At 70.3% G+C, this 16,957-nt stretch carries 15 protein-coding genes; 4 read left to right on the plus strand and 11 right to left on the minus strand.

Features of this window, described 5'->3' with window-relative positions; all coding sequences use genetic code 11:
• Positions 1-167: 167 nt before the first annotated feature.
• Entirely contained in the window at positions 168-1,355 is a 1,188-nt protein-coding gene (locus tag EDD54_RS01320; protein WP_126537303.1) for an OpgC family protein, read from the minus strand.
• Positions 1,356-1,556: 201 nt separating this feature from the next.
• Between EDD54_RS01320 and EDD54_RS01325 the strand changes: the two genes are divergently transcribed.
• On the plus strand, positions 1,557-2,018 hold the full coding sequence (locus EDD54_RS01325) for a BA14K family protein (RefSeq protein ID WP_126537301.1): 462 nt from the start codon (positions 1,557-1,559) through the stop codon (positions 2,016-2,018).
• Between the two features lie 70 nt (positions 2,019-2,088).
• Here the strand turns inward: EDD54_RS01325 and EDD54_RS01330 are convergent, their stop codons facing one another.
• Both EDD54_RS01330 and EDD54_RS01335 read right to left on the minus strand, forming a co-directional pair.
• The gene (locus EDD54_RS01330; RefSeq protein WP_126537299.1) at positions 2,089-3,027 is read right to left on the minus strand and encodes a 1-phosphofructokinase family hexose kinase; all 939 of its coding nucleotides are present in this window, start codon (positions 3,025-3,027) and stop codon (positions 2,089-2,091) included.
• 203 nt (positions 3,028-3,230) lie between these two features.
• Positions 3,231-3,623: a DUF1236 domain-containing protein gene (locus tag EDD54_RS01335; protein WP_126537297.1), complete on the minus strand. Its 393-nt coding sequence runs from the start codon at positions 3,621-3,623 to the stop codon at positions 3,231-3,233.
• 390 nt (positions 3,624-4,013) lie between these two features.
• Here EDD54_RS01335 and EDD54_RS01340 point away from each other — a divergent pair, with 390 nt between their 5' ends.
• From EDD54_RS01340 to EDD54_RS01350, 3 genes are all read left to right on the plus strand, one after another.
• A complete protein-coding gene (locus EDD54_RS01340; RefSeq protein WP_126537295.1) occupies positions 4,014-6,026 on the plus strand; it encodes an acetyl-CoA carboxylase biotin carboxylase subunit in 2,013 nt (670 codons plus the stop codon).
• On the plus strand, positions 6,023-6,307 hold the full coding sequence (locus EDD54_RS01345) for an acylphosphatase (protein ID WP_126537293.1): 285 nt from the start codon (positions 6,023-6,025) through the stop codon (positions 6,305-6,307). The genes EDD54_RS01340 and EDD54_RS01345 overlap by 4 nt, the downstream gene beginning before the upstream one ends.
• 84 nt (positions 6,308-6,391) lie before the next feature.
• A complete protein-coding gene (locus EDD54_RS01350) occupies positions 6,392-7,417 on the plus strand; it encodes an asparaginase (RefSeq protein WP_126537291.1) in 1,026 nt (341 codons plus the stop codon).
• A 79-nt stretch (positions 7,418-7,496) separates the two neighbouring features.
• On the opposite strand, the gene EDD54_RS01355 is transcribed toward EDD54_RS01350, so the two are convergent.
• The 8 genes from EDD54_RS01355 to EDD54_RS01390 all read right to left on the minus strand — a co-directional run bounded on the left by EDD54_RS01355 (position 7,497) and on the right by EDD54_RS01390 (position 16,954).
• Positions 7,497-8,000 carry a hypothetical protein gene (locus EDD54_RS01355; protein WP_126537289.1) on the minus strand — a complete coding sequence of 168 codons (504 nt, stop codon included), beginning with the start codon at positions 7,998-8,000 and terminating at the stop codon, positions 7,497-7,499.
• 173 nt (positions 8,001-8,173) lie between these two features.
• The gene (locus EDD54_RS01360; protein WP_425374987.1) at positions 8,174-9,550 is read right to left on the minus strand and encodes a TIGR03808 family TAT-translocated repetitive protein; all 1,377 of its coding nucleotides are present in this window, start codon (positions 9,548-9,550) and stop codon (positions 8,174-8,176) included.
• Positions 9,551-9,660: 110 nt separating this feature from the next.
• The gene (locus tag EDD54_RS01365; RefSeq protein WP_207620250.1) at positions 9,661-10,164 is read right to left on the minus strand and encodes an SRPBCC family protein; all 504 of its coding nucleotides are present in this window, start codon (positions 10,162-10,164) and stop codon (positions 9,661-9,663) included.
• A 118-nt stretch (positions 10,165-10,282) separates the two neighbouring features.
• Complete coding sequence (locus EDD54_RS01370; protein ID WP_126537285.1) at positions 10,283-11,389, minus strand: ABC transporter ATP-binding protein; 1,107 nt, start codon at positions 11,387-11,389, stop codon at positions 10,283-10,285.
• A gap of 89 nt (positions 11,390-11,478) precedes the next feature.
• Positions 11,479-13,167, minus strand: coding sequence for an alpha-glucosidase family protein (locus tag EDD54_RS01375; RefSeq protein ID WP_126537283.1), 1,689 nt, complete (start codon positions 13,165-13,167; stop codon positions 11,479-11,481).
• A gap of 5 nt (positions 13,168-13,172) precedes the next feature.
• Positions 13,173-14,327 (minus strand): carbohydrate ABC transporter permease, encoded by a 1,155-nt coding sequence (locus EDD54_RS01380; RefSeq protein ID WP_126537281.1) that lies wholly within the window; start codon positions 14,325-14,327, stop codon positions 13,173-13,175.
• Between the two features lies 1 nt (position 14,328).
• Positions 14,329-15,339: a carbohydrate ABC transporter permease gene (locus EDD54_RS01385; RefSeq protein ID WP_207620251.1), complete on the minus strand. Its 1,011-nt coding sequence runs from the start codon at positions 15,337-15,339 to the stop codon at positions 14,329-14,331.
• Between the two features lie 259 nt (positions 15,340-15,598).
• Entirely contained in the window at positions 15,599-16,954 is a 1,356-nt protein-coding gene (locus EDD54_RS01390) for an ABC transporter substrate-binding protein (protein WP_126537277.1), read from the minus strand.
• Positions 16,955-16,957: the final 3 nt, after the last annotated feature.

Below are 16,957 nucleotides of genomic sequence, written 5' to 3' on the forward strand. Positions count from 1 at the left end.
GCACCCGGGGCAAGCCCCCTCCGGGTGCCGCGAGCGTTTTCATCTCCCTCTCCCGAACGCCCGACGCGTCGGGCATCCGGGAGGTTTCGGCCGTTCGGCCGGCGCCCGTTCGGGCGCTTCTCGTTCGCGAGACCCCGACCACGGGTCGGAACCTCACGACCTCGATGTCACGCCCCCGCCGCCGCGAGCCTGGCACGCTCGGCCCGCCGCTCCCACCACAGCGCGGGCAGGGCCAGCGAGGCCACCGCGGCGAGCGCCACCGCCGTCTTGGCGACCTCGCCCTCGACCGGATGGTGCGCCGTCGCGGCGCGCAGCAGGTAGATCGCCACCGCGTGATAGGCGTAGACCTGCAGCGAGTTGCGCCCGATCAGGCGCAGGAACGGCAGTTCGAACAGCCGGCGCAGCGTGCGTCCGGCGGCCGGCGCGACGCCGCGCTCGCGCCGGCCGCCGGCGACGATCGTCCAGGTGACGAGATAGCCGAGGGCGGCGAAGTTCAGGAGGTAGACGGCGCTGAACTCGCCCCGCATGTCGAGCCGGGCGAAGCGCTCGGCCAGCACGTCCGGCACGAGCCCCCAGGTGAAACCGAGGCGGTAGGCCGCGAACAGGACGACGACGGCGAGGGCCGCCAGCGCCGGACCGGGGCGGGCCGGGTCGAATACGCGGTTCCAGTCGATCCCGCCGCTGGCAGTGAGCGCGCCGGCGACGAGCCCGGAGACGAACACGATTTGCCAGGCGAGCACGTTGAAATGGGCGCGCAGCATCAGCCCTGGCCAGGCGGCGGCCATGGCGGCGTCGAGCGCGTTCGCCAGCGGCAGGTGCAGGCCGAACTGCACCAGCGCCCACAGGGCGAGCGATCCCGCCAGCACGGTCGCGGCACGGCCCTCGACGACGAGGCGCACCAGGAAGGGCGCCGCGATCATGTAGACGATGTACTGCGGCAGGATGTCGAGATAGGTCGGTTGGAAGAGCAGCAGCGCCGCGGCGGCGGCGAAGCCGGGGTTGCCGTCGGTCAGCTGCCAGAGCCAGTCCTTCCAGTAGTCCTGCGGACCGGGCAGGACGACGCCGGCGAGGCCGATCGCGAGCAGGCAGCCGAGCGCGTAGAGATAGAGCTCGAAGGCGCGGCCGTGGATCTTCTCGCGCACGGCGGAGAAGCCGCGCTTCGCCATCGTGCGGGCGTAGACCATGCCGACCAGGAGGCCGGACAGGAACACGAAACCCTGGGCGTCCTGGACGTAGCCGAGTTCGCCGTGGTTGATCCGCACCAGCCGGTAGCCACCCTCGAAGGTCAGGTGGTTCAGCATCATGAACACGAGGAAATAGCCCCGCATCCCGTCGAGGATGGCCAAGCGTCGCATCGGGTCGTCCCCGTTCGATCGCCCCCCGACGCGGCCCCAACCGCCGCGGCACGGCCGAAGTTCCCGCGAGCGTACGGGACACGGCGCCGTGATGATGTTTTTACGCTTCCGGCAAGGAACGTCCGGCAGTCGAGCGTCGTTGATCCTGTATGACCTTGCAACGGTCGGATCAATTCGACACCTGACAGGAGGACGTCCACGATGTCGTCGCCCAACTTCCGCCGCGCGACTTGCGCCGTTCTGGCTCTCGGCATGCTGGCCCCGGTCGGCATCGCTCCGGCCGTCGCGCAGGACCGCGATCTCTACATCAAGCGCTACTACCAGAACAATCGCCACGACGACGGCTATCGCGACTGGCGTCGCGGGCGCTGGAACGACAACGACTATCGTCGCTGGTACCGTCGTCATCATCACCACGACAGCGGCCGCAACCTCGGCGCCGCCGCGCTGTTCGGCCTCGCCGCCGGCGCGCTGGCGGGCGGCATCATCGCCAACCAGTCCGCGCCGCAGGTCACCGGCTCGATCGGGCGCGTGCCGTCGGCCGGCGGCTATCCGCCGGGCTCGTCGGGCTACGTGGCCTACTGCTCGGCGAAGTACCGCTCGTTCGATCCGGGCAGCGGCACCTATCTCGGCTACGACGGCGCGCGGCACTACTGCCGCTGACGCCGGCGCGATCGTCGGAAACACACGCGGCCCGGCCGGAGCGATCCGGCCGGGCCGTTGCGCGTCCTGATCAAGGCGCGCTGGTACGGCGGATCTCGCCGTAGATGCGGTCGACGTCGATACGGCGGCAGAGCCGCGTGCCGGTGGAGAGCACGGCGGCGGTGCCCGAGGCGATGCCGAGGCGGAAGGCGTCGTCGGGCCGCCAGCCGAGGGCGAGGGCGTGCACCATGCCGGCGACGAAGCTGTCGCCCGCGCCCGACGTGCTCTTGGCCTCGACCTTCGGCGCCGGCAGGAACACCGTGCCCTCGCGGGTGGCGAGCACCGCGCCCTCGTGGCCGAGGGTGATGGCGATCATCTCGGACTTTCCGGCCGCGACCGCCTCGGCCGCCGCCGCGGCGATCGCCTCGGGCGAGCCGAGCGGTCGGCCGAGGAACTTCTCGAACTCGCCCTGGCTGGGCTTCACCAGCGCGAGGCCGCCGCGCTCCAGGGCGAGCTTCAGCGGCTCGCCGGAGGTGTCGAGCACGAGTTTGCCGCCGCGGGCGGCACAGAGGTCGATCAGGCGGACGTAGAAGTCCGAGGGCACGCCGCGCGGCAGGCTGCCGCTCGCGACCAGCCAGTCCCAGTCGAGGTCCTCGAGCGCCTGCAGGCACTTCTGGCACTCGCGCTCGCTGACCTCGGGTCCCTCGGCGATGAAGCGGTATTCGAGGCCGGTCGACTTCTCGTAGACGAGATGGCTGACGCGGGTGGTGCCGGCGATCGGGATCCGCCGCCGGGCGATGCCGCGGCTGCCGAGCAGCTCGTCGAGCACGCCCCCGGTCGAGCCGCCCGCGAGATAGACCGCGATCGATTCGCCGCCGAGTTCCTTGATCACCCGGGTGACGTTGATGCCGCCGCCGCCGGGATCGTAGTTCTCGTTGGAGGTCCGGATCTTGTGGGTGGGACGGACCGCCTCGGCCTCGGCGGAACCGTCGATGGTGGGATTGAGCGTGAGCGTGACGATCGGCTTCATGGGCGGCGGGCTCCGGCGGCGCGGGCGCGGCGGGATCGACCCGTCCGTCGCCAGACCGGTTCACCGCAACCGCCGTCGCCCGTCAAGCGGAGAGGCCCGCGGTAAGCGTTCGCCCGGGGTGGGCGAGGCCAGGGCCGAACGCACGCGGGCCGCCGTCTCCGTGGGGAGACGGCGGCCCTCTCGGTCGCGGCGATCCCGGTCCGTCAGTCGACCACTTCGATGACCGTGCGGGTCTGCGGGTCGACGATGACGCGGTGCTGGTTGACGATCGCGTAGCCGTAGGTGTCGTAACCCGGGACCGGCTGGATCGCGACCACCTGCGGCAGCGGCTGGCCGACCACGACCTGCCCCTCGTAGACCACCGACGGCGCCGGCTGCGCCACCACGACCTCGCGGATCTCGGTGGACGGCGGCGCCAGGATGGTGCCGAGCGCGGCACCGGCGACGCCGCCGACCGCCGCACCGACCGGGCCGCCGACGATCGCGCCGGTCACCGCGCCGCCGGCCGCGCCGGAAACGGTGCCTTCCTGGGCGAGGGCCGCGGAACTGCCGAGGGCGAGGGTCGCGGCGACGAGGCCGAGCGTGAGCTTGCGCATGTCCAACTCCATGTCGAAACCCCCTCGGTCCTAACAACGCCGAAGCCGGGAAAGCGTTGCGTCCGATTGCGGGATGTCGCCACGGCGAGGGGATGCGGAGATGCTGGCGCTACACCTTTCGGACGACTTCGCTCCGTGGCGAAAACACGGCCTATGAGACACAAGAACGACAGAGAATGGTGTTCATTCCATCGGGCCGGGGTCGGCACGGCCGGCGGCGCGCGCGGACGCGTCGCCGCCGCGCCACCGTCCGTCCGGCCGCGGATCCGCGGCCTGCGACGCCATGGATGAGGGCATCAGCCCTATGGCTGAATTGTGGGATCGTCGGGTTGTCCGTAAACAGGGCCGACCTACCGAACGAATTCCAAAAAAGGCGGGCAGTCCAAGATCATGTTCTCCAAGATCCTGATCGCCAACCGCGGTGAAATCGCCTGTCGCGTCATCAAGACCGCGCGGCGGATGGGCATCAAGACGGTGGCGGTCTTCTCCGACGCCGACCGCGACGCCGTCCACGTCGAGATGGCCGACGAGGCCGTCCACATCGGCCCGCCGCCGGCCGCGCAGTCCTACCTGCTGATCGACAAGATCGTGGCCGCCTGCAAGCAGACCGGCGCCGAGGCGGTCCACCCCGGCTACGGCTTCCTGTCCGAGCGGGCCGCCTTCCCGCGCGCGCTGTCGGCCGAGGGCATCGTCTTCATCGGTCCGAACCCCAACGCGATCGACGCCATGGGCGACAAGATCCAGTCGAAGATCTACGCCGCCAAGGCCGGCGTCTCGACCGTGCCGGGCAACCTCGACGTCATCGCGACGCCCGAGGACGCGGTGCGGGTCTCCGACGAGATCGGCTATCCGGTGATGATCAAGGCCTCCGCCGGCGGCGGCGGCAAGGGCATGCGCATCGCCTGGAACCCGGCCGAGGCGGCCGAGGGCTTCGTGCGCGCCAAGTCCGAGGCGGCGGCGAGCTTTGGCGACGACCGCGTCTTCATCGAGAAGTTCATCGTCAACCCGCGCCACATCGAGATCCAGCTGCTCGGCGACAAGCACGGCAACGTGATCTACCTGAACGAGCGCGAATGCTCGATCCAGCGCCGCAACCAGAAGGTCATCGAGGAGGCGCCGTCGCCGCTGCTCGACGCCGCCACCCGCAAGGCGATGGGCGAGCAGTCGGTCGCCCTCGCCAAGGCGGTCGGCTACGACAGCGCCGGCACGGTCGAGTTCGTCGCCGGCCAGGACCGCTCGTTCTTCTTCCTCGAGATGAACACCCGCCTGCAGGTCGAGCATCCGGTGACCGAACTGATCACCGGCATCGACCTCGTCGAGCAGATGATCCGCGTCGCCGCCGGCGAGAAGCTCTCGATCACGCAGGCCGACGTCAAGATCGACGGCTGGGCGGTGGAGAGCCGCGTCTACGCCGAGGATCCCTACCGCAACTTCCTGCCCTCGACCGGCCGTCTCGTGAAGTACCGCCCGCCGGCGGAGGGCCTGCGCGAGGACGACGTCACGGTGCGCAACGACACCGGCGTCACCGAGGGCTCCGAGATCTCGATGTTCTACGACCCGATGATCGCCAAGCTGGTGACCCACGGGCCGACCCGCCTCGCCGCCATCGACGCCCAGGCCGAGGCCCTCGACGAGTTCGTGATCGACGGCATCCAGCCGAACATCCCGTTCCTGACCGCGCTGATGCAGCATCCGCGCTGGCGCTCGGGCAACCTCTCGACCGGCTTCATCAAGGAGGAGTATCCCGACGGCTTCTCCGGCCGCCCGCTCGACGAGGAGGCGCGCCGCGTGCTCGCCATCGCCGCGCTGTCGATGGAGATGGTCCGCAAGGAGCGCCTCGACCACCACTCCGACCGCCTGAAGCCGCATTCCGGCAAGTGGCGCTCCGAGTGGGTGGTCCGGCTCGGCCGCGAGCAGATCGCCGTCGAGGTGCCCGAGGGCTACGCCTCGGTGCCGCTCGAGATCGACGTGCTGCTCGACGGCCACCGCTCGACGGTGTCGTCCGACTGGCGCCCCGGCGAGCCGCTGTGGCACGCCCGGATCGGCGACGACGAGGTCGCGGTGCAGGTGCGCCCGGCCGCGGCCGGCATGCAGCTGTCCTGGCGCGGCGTCGTCACCTACGCCCGCGCCATGCTGCCGCCGACCGCCAAGCTCGACGCGTTGATGCCGGAGAAGACGCCGCCGGACATGTCGAAGTACCTGCTCTGCCCGATGCCGGGTCTGGTGGTCTCGATCGCGGTGACGGCCGGCCAGGACGTCAAGGCCGGCGAGACGCTGGCGGTGGTCGAGGCGATGAAGATGGAGAACGTGCTGCGCGCCGAGCGCGACGGCGTCGTCAAGGTGGTCAACGCCAAGCCCGGCGACAGCCTCGCCGTCGACGCCGTCATCCTGGAGTTCGCGTGACCGCCGGCCGCCGCTCGGTCCGGGTCCTGATCGAGGGCCGGGTCCAGGGCGTCGGCTATCGCGCCTGGACCGAGCGCCGCGCCACGGCGCTCGGTCTCGCCGGCTCCGTCCGCAACCTCTCCGACGGCCGGGTCGAGGCGGTGTTCTCCGGCGATCCCGCGGCCGTCGACGCCATGCTGGCGGCCTGTGCCGAGGGCCCGCGCGGCGCGCTGGTCCGGGCCGTCGTCGTGACCGTGCCGGATCCGGACGAGGTCACGGGGCCGTTCCGCATCCTGCGCTGAGTGCGCCCGCCCGCGTCACCCGCGCCGGTTCTCCCCGCCGGCGGTCCGTGCTATCGGCTGGACCGTTCGGGACGGGAGCAGGGTATGGCAAATCCGGTACTGGTCGACGTCACCCGCGGCGACGTGGTGGAGAGCCGCCATCGCGGCGCGATCGCGGTGATGGACGCCGCCGGGCGGACGGTGTTCGCCGTCGGCGACGTCGAGCGCCCGGCCTTCCCGCGCTCGGCGGTGAAGGCGTTCCAGGCCCTGCCGTTGATGGAGTCCGGCGCCGCCGACCGCTTCGGTTTCGGCGATCGCGAACTCGCCCTCGCGGTGTCCTCGCACAACGGCGAGGAGGGCCACGTGGCCATGGCGCGGTCGATGCTGGCGAAGGCCGGTCTCGACGAGGGCTGCCTCGCCTGCGGCGCCCATTGGCCGCAGCGCGAGGCGGACAAGGCGCGGCTGCACCGCATGGGCGCGCCGGCCGGCCGCATCCACAACAACTGCTCGGGCAAGCACGCCGGCTTCCTTTGCGCGGCCGTGCAGATGGGTGTCGATCCCGCCGGTTACAACCGCCCCGACCATCCGCTGATGCGCGAGGTCGTCGCCGCGGTCGAGGCGATGACGGGCGCCGCCCACGGCGCCGACGTCTGCGGCACCGACGGTTGCTCGATCCCGACCTTCGCGATCCCGATCGCGGCGATGGCGCGCGGCTTCGCCCGCTTCGTCACCGGCGAGGGGCTGTCGCCGGAGCGCGCGCGCGCCTGCACGCGCCTGCGCGACGCCGCCATGGCCGAGCCCTTCATGGTGGCCGGCACCGGCCGCTTCTGCACCGACGCGATGGCGGCGCTCGGCGGACGTACCTTCGTAAAGACCGGCGCCGAGGGCGTGTTCACCGCGGCGATCCCCGGGCGCGGCCTCGGCCTCGCCGTCAAGATCGACGACGGCGCCGCGCGCGCCTCCGAGGCGGTGACGGCGGCGTTGCTGATCGAACTGCTCGGCCTCGACGCCGACGATCCCGCCCGCGCCACGCTCGATCGCCTCGCGGCGCCGGAGATCCGCAGTTGGGCGGGTGAACTCTGCGGGGGCTTGCGCGTCGCCGCCGACCTGTCGGCGGCACGGCCGGACTGAGTCGCCCGCAGCGTGCCGAAACGAAACGGCCCCGGCGTCGCCGCCGGGGCCGTTCCCGTGTCGTGGGGTCGTCCGCCGATCAGGGGACGATGAAGTTGAAGCCGACGTTGCCGGAAGCGACGTAGGTGCCGCTCACCTCGCGCATCGTGTAGATGCCGTATTCGTTGGCGTTGCAGTAGGTCGTGGTGCGCAGCGACGCGGTCACCGCGGTGCCGCCGCCGCTGCGGCCGTAGTCGGCCGCGACGACCGGCACCGAAGCGTTGATCGCCGTGCTGCCGAGCGAGGTCGGGCGGATGCAGTAGATGCCGACGGTGTTGGCCGGACGGCGCATCGAGTAGGCGCCGTAGCTGCGGACCACGCCGTACTGGTAGTCGTAGACGAGCGCGACGCGGACGTTGCTGCCCGCGGCACCGCCGACGATGCGCTGGGTGCCGACGGTCGACTCCGTGGCGCGGGTCGAGCCACCGGCGACCTGGCCGCCCGAGACCGTGTCGTTGCGCGACACCTTGGCGGTGTCGTCGGCGGCGAGGGCCGGCGTGGCGAGGGTCGCGGCGAGGGCGATCGTGGCGACGAAGCGATTCATGGTTCTGGATCTCCATCCCGGTCTGTCGGCCGACGCCCTGTTCGGGCCCGTCCGGCTCACACGGAAACTAGGGCCGGGGGCCTGAACGAAGCATGGCGCGGCCGTTCAGCTACATGAACGCCGCCAATGGCCGATTTGTGTCGGGGCCACACGGAGAAATGTCGCGTCCACCCTCAACCGAGGCTGTTCTCGCTCACCGTCACGTGGGGGAAGCGGGTCTCGCCGAGGGCTAGGTCGCCGGTCTGGAACTCGGCCCAACGCATCCCGCGCACCGCGCCGGAGCGGACGTCCGAGATCACGTTGCCGGAAATCACCACCGACCCCGCGCCCTCGACGACGCTGACGCCGATGCCGACCTCGGCGTCGCGGATCATGTTGCCGCTGGCGACGACGTTGCGCAGATAGGGCCCCCAGCCCATCAGGATCGCGACGCTCGGCGCGCCGTCGATCACGTTGCCCGAGACGGTGGTGTCGGCCTCGACCGAGATGCCGATGCCGAAGTCGAGGCCGTATTCGTCGGGGTAGGGCGCGCCGTGGCGGAGGTTGCGCACGATGTTGCCGGAGACGACCGCGAGCCGGCCGCCCTCGTTGAAGTTGGCGACCGAGATGCCGACCGAGGCGCCGTCGACCACGTTGCTGGCGATCAGCGCGCCCTCGAAGCCGAACTCGGAGTAGATCGCGGTCTCGCCGGAGCGCAGGCACTGGTTGCCGGTGATCTGGACGTTGCTGCCGGAGTTGGAGCGGATCGCGCTGAAGGCGCAGTCGGCGACCCGGTTGTCCGAAACGATCACGCCGCCGGCCCGGAACACGTTGATGCCGTTGCCGTTCTGGCCGGTGCCGCCGGAGCGGGCCTCGATCCGCTCGACCCGGTTGCGCGCGACGATGGTGCCGTCCTCGCCGGCCTCCCAGCGGTGCACCAGGATGCCGCCGTCGCCGCAGTCGGAGACGGTGTTGCCGGCGATCTCGAGCCCGCGCGCGTCGACGCTCCACAGCCCCGCCTCGCGGGCGCCGGTGATCCGGTTGGCGGTCAGGCTGCCCGAGACCTTCTCGAGCGCCACCGCGTGGCGCGAGCTGCCGACCACTTCGCAGCGGGTCATCGAGAGGTCGGAGACGCCGGAGAGGTGCAGCAGCGCCGGTACGCCGTCGTCGAGCGCGCGGTTGGCGCCGTCGAGCACGATGCCGTCGAGGCCGATCGACGAGCCGCCGACAGCCGTCAGCAGGGTTCCGCCGCCGGTGTAGACGAGGCGGCTCTCGCCGGGCACGCCGACGAGCTTCAGCCGGCTCGGCAGCACCACGTTGGAGAGTTCGTAGCGGCCGGGCGGCAGGTAGAGCGGCTTGCCGGCGGCGGCGGCGCGGTCCATCGCCTGCTGCATCATCGCCGACTGGTCGCCGTTGCCCGAGGGCGCGTAGGCGGCGTCGCCGCCGGCGAGCGACCCGCGCAGGTCCGCGAGTTCGATCCGCGCCGTGGAATCCGAGCGTGCCGGCGTGAACATCAGGGCCGTGCCGATGCTCGCGACCGTCCCGTAGAGAAATGCGCGGCGATCCATGATCCGACTCCGAGGCCCCCGCGGGGCCCCGGAGCAAGACCCGTTCCGCACGCATCCGTGCCGGAACGGGACAGCCGGCCGCCGTCGCGGCCGGAGCGTTCCCGGTGCCGGGATCAGCTGCCCGACTTCACCTTGGCGAACAGCGCGTCGACGCCGGCCTTGTAGACGCCCTCGATCGCCTCCTTGGCGGCCTCGTCGGTCGCGCCGGCGGCGGCGTCGAACTTGCCGGTCCACTTGATGCCGGCGCCGCCGTCGTCGTCCTCCTTGGTGGAGAGCGTCGAGGTGTAGTTGGCGACCGGCAGCGGGCCCGGCTCCAGGATGGCGTAGGTGTAGGAGTGCTTGGCGTCGTCCCACTCCACCAGCTTCTCGACGATCGTGCCGCCGCCGCCCGCGAGCGTCAGCGTGCGGATCTTGGCACCGTCACGCTCGCCGAGCTCGCACTTGGCGACGGCCGGATGCCAGTTGGCGATGCCGCAGAAGTCGCCGATCGCCTTCCAGACGCCGTCGGCGGTGATGGCCTTGTCTTCGACGCGGTACTTGGCGTCGACCGCGAATGCGGGCGACGCGACCACGGCGAACCCGGCCGCGACCAGCGCGACCCTCGTCAGCACGGACATTGGGTATCCTCCCCGGATTGATGCGCCTTCCTCGGGGCGCGCGGGGATCATCGGGACGTTCTGCCCGGCCGCTCAAGTGAACGTTCGGTAACGTGGCGGGACGGAAGGTCGCGGCCGGTCAGGCCGCGAGCGCGGTCCTCAGGCGCTGGAACGCCCGGCCGTCGGCGCCGAACAGGTGGGTGCGCTCGACCGGCGCCGTCAGTGCGACGGTGGCGCCGCGCTCGACCGGGGCGGTGCCGGGCACCTTGGCGACGATCGGCTCGCCGGCGCCGGTGTCGACGTAGAGCAGGGTGTTCTCGCCGAGCCGCTCGACGATGGTGACGCGGCCGCGGAAGAGGCCGGTGCCGTCGGTGAGCGAAAGGTCCTCGGGGCGGACGCCGAAGGAGGCCGGCGCGCCGGCCGCCGCCGCCGGCACCACGGCGGGCACCTCGAAGGGGGCGGCCGATCCGGGCGTGGAGATCCGCGCCGGCGAACCGGCGGACTCGATCTTCGCCGGCACCACGTTCATGGCCGGCGAGCCGATGAAGCGGGCGACGAACAGGTTGTCGGGGGTGTGGTAGAGTTCCATCGGGGTGCCGACCTGCTCGATCCGGCCGCCGTTGAGCACGACGATGCGGTCGGCGAGCGTCATCGCCTCGACTTGGTCGTGGGTGACGTAGATCATCGTGGTGTTCGCCATCCGCTCGTGCAGCTTGGCGATCTCGATGCGGGTGGCGACGCGCAGCGCCGCGTCGAGGTTCGACAGCGGCTCGTCGAACAGGAAGACCTTGGGATTGCGCACGATCGCCCGGCCGATCGCCACGCGTTGGCGCTGGCCGCCGGAGAGCTGCTTCGGCAGGCGGGCGAGATACTGGGTGATCTGCAGCATCTCCGCCGCCTCGCGGACGCGACGGTCGAGCTCCTCGGCCGGCGCGCCCTGCAGCTTCAGGCTGAAGGCCATGTTGTCGTAGACGGTCATGTGCGGGTAGAGCGCGTAGGACTGGAACACCATCGCGATGCCGCGCCGGGCCGGCGGCAGGTCGTTGACCACCTGTCCACCGATTTCGAGCGTGCCCGACGAGATGTCCTCGAGGCCGGCGATCATCCTGAGCAGGGTGGACTTGCCGCAGCCCGACGGCCCGACGAACACCACGAACTCGCCGGTGCGGATGTCGAGGTCGATGCCGTGCAGCACCTTCACGGCGCCGTAGGACTTCACCACGTTCGTGAGCTTCAGGCTGGCCATCGGCGTCGCTCCCCCAGGGATCCCGTTCCTGTCTTCCCGGGATCCCGAACGGGATCCCGGCCTCGTTTCTCTCGTGTCTCGTCGTGCGCTCAGGTCGCCTCGCCGGCGACGGCGATGCGGCCGAAGAAGGCGTCCTCGGGCCCGAGCGTCACGGCGTCGGCGTCGGCGACCGAGCCGAAGCCGAGGTCGACCGCCTCCGGCGCCATCCCCGCCGGCAGCGGGAACGTCGCGGCTTCGTGGCCGAAGTTGAAGACGCAGAGGACGGCGTCGGCGCCCGTCCGGCGCACGAAGGCCATGACGTCGCCCTCGGCCGGCAGGAACTCGATGGTCCCCTCGCGCAGCGGCGCCGTCTCGCGGCGGAAGGCGAGGAAGCGCTTGTAGTGCTCGTGGAGCGAACCCTCGACGCCGACCTGACGGTCGGCGGCCAGCGGCAGGTGATCGGCCGGCACCGGCAGCCACGGCTTGCCCTCGGAGAAGCCGCCGTGCGGCGCGTCGGCCAGCCAGACCATCGGCGTGCGGCAGCCGTCGCGGCCCTTGAACTCCGGCCAGAAGCGGATGCCGTAGGGGTCGACGAGGTCGTCGTAGGTGAGGCTGGCCTCGCCGAGGCCGAGTTCCTCGCCCTCGTAGAGGCAGACCGAGCCGCGGAAGGACAGGAGCAGCGACGAAACGAGCTTCTGCATGCGCAGCGGATCGGCGGCGTAGGGCAGGAAGCGGCTCGCCCAGCGCGGCACGTCGTGGTTCGAGAAGGCCCAGCACGGCCAGCCGCCCTGGCTCGCCTCGTAGCGGCCGATGGTGGTCTCGAAGAAGGTCTTGCCGTAGCCGTCGCCGAGCAGGTCGAAGCTGTAGCACATGTGCAGCTTGTCGCCGCCGGCGGTGTAGGCGGCCATGATCTCGATGGCGCGCGAGCCCTCGCCGACCTCGCCCATGGCGGTGGTGCCGGGGAACTCGTCGAGGACGGAGCGAAGTTCCTTCAGGAAGTCGAGGTTCTCCGGCCGGCTCTTGTCGTAGAGGTGGACCTGCCGGCCGTAGGGATTGACCGCCGGGGCGTCGTTGCCGGCGGGGCCGTCGGTCGGCGCCGGCGGGTTGGAGCGCAACTCGGCGTCGTGGAAGTAGTAGTTGACGGTGTCGAGGCGGAAGCCGTCGACGCCGAGCTCCAGCCAGAAGCGGAGCACGTCGAGCACCGCCTTGCGGACCTCCGGGTTGTGGAAGTTGAGGTCGGGCTGCGAGGTCAGGAAGTTGTGCATGTAGTACTGGCAGCGCCGGCTGTCCCACTCCCAGGCCGGACCGCCGAACACCGACAGCCAGTTGTTCGGCGCGGTGCCGTCGGGCGCGGAATCGGCCCAGATGTACCAGTCCGCCTTGGCGTTGGTGGTGTTGAGGCGCGATTCGACGAACCAGGGATGCATGTCCGAGGTGTGCGAGATCACCTGGTCGATGATCACCTTGATGCCGAGCCGGTGCGCCTCGGCGGTCAGCGCCTGGAAGTCGCCGAGGGTGCCGAAGATCGGGTCGACGTCGCAATAGTTCGAGACGTCGTAGCCGAAGTCCTTCATCGGCGAGGTGAAGAAGGGCGACAGCCAGATCGCGTCGACCCCGAGGTCGGCGAGATAGGGCAGGCGGGCGGTGACCCCCGGCAGGTCGCCGATGCCGTCGCCGTTGGAGTCCTGGAACGAGCGCGGATAGATCTGGTAGATCACCGCCCCGCGCCACCAGTCGGCGTCCGCCTCGTGGGCGGGCAGGACGGTGGCGGAGGTGGTGAGCGCCTTCGGATCGTGCATCGGAATCAGCCGCCTTTCACGGAGCCGGCCAACAGGCCGCGGACGAAGTAGCGTTGCAGGGAGAAGAACACGATCAACGGCACCACGATGGTGACGAAGGCCGAGGCCGTGAGGATCTCCCAGTTGCCGCCGCGCGAGCCGAGCAGGGCGTTGAGCTTGCCCGTCAGGACCAGCTCGTCGGCGCCGGACCCCAGGAAGACGATGGCGACCAGCAGATCGTTCCACACCCACAGGAACTGGAAGATCGCGAAGGACGCCAGCGCCGGCAAGGACAGCGGCAGCACGATCTTGCGGAAGATCCAGAAATCCGACGCGCCGTCGATCTGGGCGGACTCGATCAGGTCCTTGGGCAGGCCGGCGATGTAGTTGCGCAACAGGTAGATCGCCAGCGGCAGGCCGAAGCCGGTGTGGGCGAGCCAGATGCCGAGGTAGGTCTTGGAGGGCACCCCGAAGGCCGAGCCGACCTCGTTGTAGAGCTTGAGGAGCGGGATCAGCGACATCTGCAGCGGCACGACCAAGAGGCCGACCACCAGCGCGATCAGGTAGTTGCGCCCGGGAATTCGCATCCAGGACAAGGCGTAGGCGGCAAAGGCCGCGATCAGGATCGGGATCAGCGTCGCCGGAATGGTCACCGTCAGCGAGTTGACGAACGAGCGTCCGATGCCCTCCGAGAACAGCACCCGCTGGTAGTTCTCGAGCGTGAAGCGCGGCGGCGTCGCCTGGACGTAGAAGACGCGCCGGCCGCGCTCCTCGGTGAAGGCCGTCGGCGACGTCTGCACGTAGCCGCCGTCGGCGTTCACGGTGAGCGTGCCGCCGTCGCCGAGGTCGGCGGTGGTGCCGGCGGCGTAGGCGGCCGGGTTCTGGACGCGGATGCCGAAGGCGGTGACGGTGCCGGTCGCGCCTTCCTCGAACAGGTTGCCGGTGATGGCGTAGCGCCCGTCCGGCTGCTGCTGCTGGTCGGCCGACCCCTTCAGGCGGCCGACGGCGTTGCTGGTCGAGGTGGTCAGCGCGGTCCACCAGCCGGTGGCGGCGATCTGGTCCTTGTCGCGCAGCGACGAGATGAACAGGCCCGCCGTCGGCAGCGTCCACAGCGCCACGATCAGGAGAACGGCGAGGTGGAGGACGATCCGCCCGGGTTTCAGCGACTTGGCGACGGCCATCTCAGTGCCCTCCCGCTTCCTGCTGCGCCCGGCGGATGTTCCAGACCATGATCGGGATCACCGCCACCATGATGATCACCGCGATCGCCGCGCCGCGGCCGAAGTCGCCGCCGCCGCGGAACATCCAGTCGAACATCAGGTTGGCGAGCACGATGGTGTTCCACTGGCCGTTGGTCATCGTCAGCACGATGTCGAACACCTTCAGCACCAGCACGGTGATGGTGGTCCACACCACGAGGATGGTGCCGGTGATCTGCGGCACGACGATGTAGAAGAAGGTCTGGAACGGGTTGGCGCCGTCGATCACGGCGGCCTCGATGGTGTCCTCCGGCACGCCGCGCAGGGCGGCGGCCAGGATCACCGTGGCGAAACCGGTCTGGATCCAGACCAGGATCACCATCAGGAAGAAGTTGTTCCAGAAGGGCAGGGCGATCCAAACCTGCGGGTCGCCGCCGAGCGCGGTGACGATGGCGTTGAGGAGGCCGATCTGCTCCTGGCCCTCGCCGCGGTAGTCGTAGACGAACTTCCAGATCACCGACGCGCCGACGAAGCTGATCGCCAGCGGCATGAACACCAGGCTCTTGGCGATGTTGCCCCACCAGATCCGGTCGGTCAGCACCGCGATCACGAGGCCGAAGAAGGTCGAGGCCGCCGGCACCACCAGGAGCCACAGCACGTTGTTGAAGATCGACTGGCGGAACTGCGGGTCCGAGAAGGCCCAGGCGTAGTTCGCGCCGCCGACGAAGGCGTCGCCGGTGCGGTCGTGCACCGACAGCCACAGCGTCTCGACGATCGGATAGACGAGGTAGATCGTCAGGAGGAGCAGCGCCGGCCCCAGGAACAGCCAGGGCCGGACCCAGGACTGGACCTTGAGGTTGCGCGGCCGGTAGACGCCGTCGCGGCCCTCGGCCGGGAACAGCCGGTCGAGCAGGAAATTGCTGCCGTAGAAATAGGCGACGCAACCGCCGACGCCGAGGACGACGGTGACGAGCGCGGATCCGAGCTGCTCCAACATGGCGACCCCCCTCGTGTGACGCCCCCTTTCCGGGAGGCGCGCGGTCGTGGGGCACCGATCCCGGACCCCGTGGCGGGATCCGAGGCGGCACCGTGCCCGCTCGTTCAGGCCGTGTGATGTCCGAGCGGCCGCCCGTTTCCGCGGACGCCGAACGTCCGCACGGGTCACGGCCGCTCGGCCGGCGCCCGATCGGGGCGCGCCTCCCCCGCTCGGGAGGCCGACACCGGCGTCGGCCCCCTGGCGGGTTCGGGATCACTTACTTGATGGCGTCCCACGCCTTCTGGATCTCGGCAGCCGTGTCCGCCGCCGACTTGCCGCCGACGAAGTCCACCATGCCGGTCCAGAACGCGCCGGCGCCGATCTTGCCGGGCATCAGGTCCGAGCCATCGAAGCGGAAGGTCGAGGCGTTGGCAAGGATCTCGCCCTGCTTGCGCAGCGCCTCGCTGCCGTAGGCCTCGACGTTGGCGCCCTTGAACGGCGTCACGAAGCCCGACTGCGCCATCCAGAGCTCGTGCGCCAGCGGCGTCTCCAGGAACTTGACGAACGCGCGCGCCGCCTTGCTGTCCTTGGTGATCGAGACCAGGGTGCCGGCGCCGAGGACGGGGGTGCCGAGCTCGGGCTTGGAGGCGTAGGGCGGCAGGTAGAAGAAGTCGACGTCCTCGCCGAGCTTGGTGCCCTCGGGGAAGAAGGACGGGATGAACGAGGCCTGCCGGTGCAGGTAGCACTTCGGCGGGGTCGAGAAGAGGCCCTTCGGGCTGTCGCGGAAGTCGGTGGAGGCCACCGCCGCGGCGCCGCCGTCGACGTACTTGTCGGTCTTGGCGAAGGAGCCGAAGATCTCGATGGCGTTGACCACGGCCGGATCCGTGAACGGGATCTCGTTGGTGGTCCACTTGTCGTAGGTCTCGGGGCTCGCCGTGCGCAGCATCAGGTCCTCGACCCAGTCGGTCGCCGGCCAGCCGGTGGCGCCGCCGGAACCGAGACCGATGCACCACGGCGTACCGCCGTCGGCGACGATCTTGTCGGTGAGGGCCTGCAGGTCCTCCATGGTCTTCGGCACCTCGTAGCCGGCGTCCTCGAAGTTCTCGGGCACGTACCAGACGAGGCTCTTGACGTCGGCCTTGTACGGGAAGGCGAAGTATTTCTTCGTGCCGTCCTTGTCGTTGTAGGTGCCGAGGTCGACCCAGGACTGGCCGGCGCCGTAGTTGTCGCGCACGAAGGCGGCGACGTCGTCGCCGAGCGGGGCGAGCAGGCCCTTGGCCGCGAGGTCGGCGATCAGGCCGGGCTGCGGCAGGATCGCGATGTTCGGCGGCGAACCGGCCTGGGTGTCGATGACGATCTGCTGCTCGTAGTTCTCGGACGAGGCGTATTTCACGTCGGCGCCGGTGGCCGTGCGGAAATACTCGAGCACGCTCTGGACGAGGTCCTCGTCGGCGCCGCGCCACGGACCGAACACGGTCAGCGTCTCGCCCTTGAGGTCGACCTTCTGCAGGGCCTCGTAGTCGGCCCAGTGGAACTTGGAATCCTCGCCCGGCTTGAACTTGAGCTCGGCGAGCGCCGGTGTCGCGAAGGCGACCGCACAGGCCGCCAGTCCGGTGAGAAGGCGCGTCTTCATCCG

Source organism: Oharaeibacter diazotrophicus, assembly GCF_004362745.1.
GTDB classification, from domain to species: domain Bacteria; phylum Pseudomonadota; class Alphaproteobacteria; order Rhizobiales; family Pleomorphomonadaceae; genus Oharaeibacter; species Oharaeibacter diazotrophicus.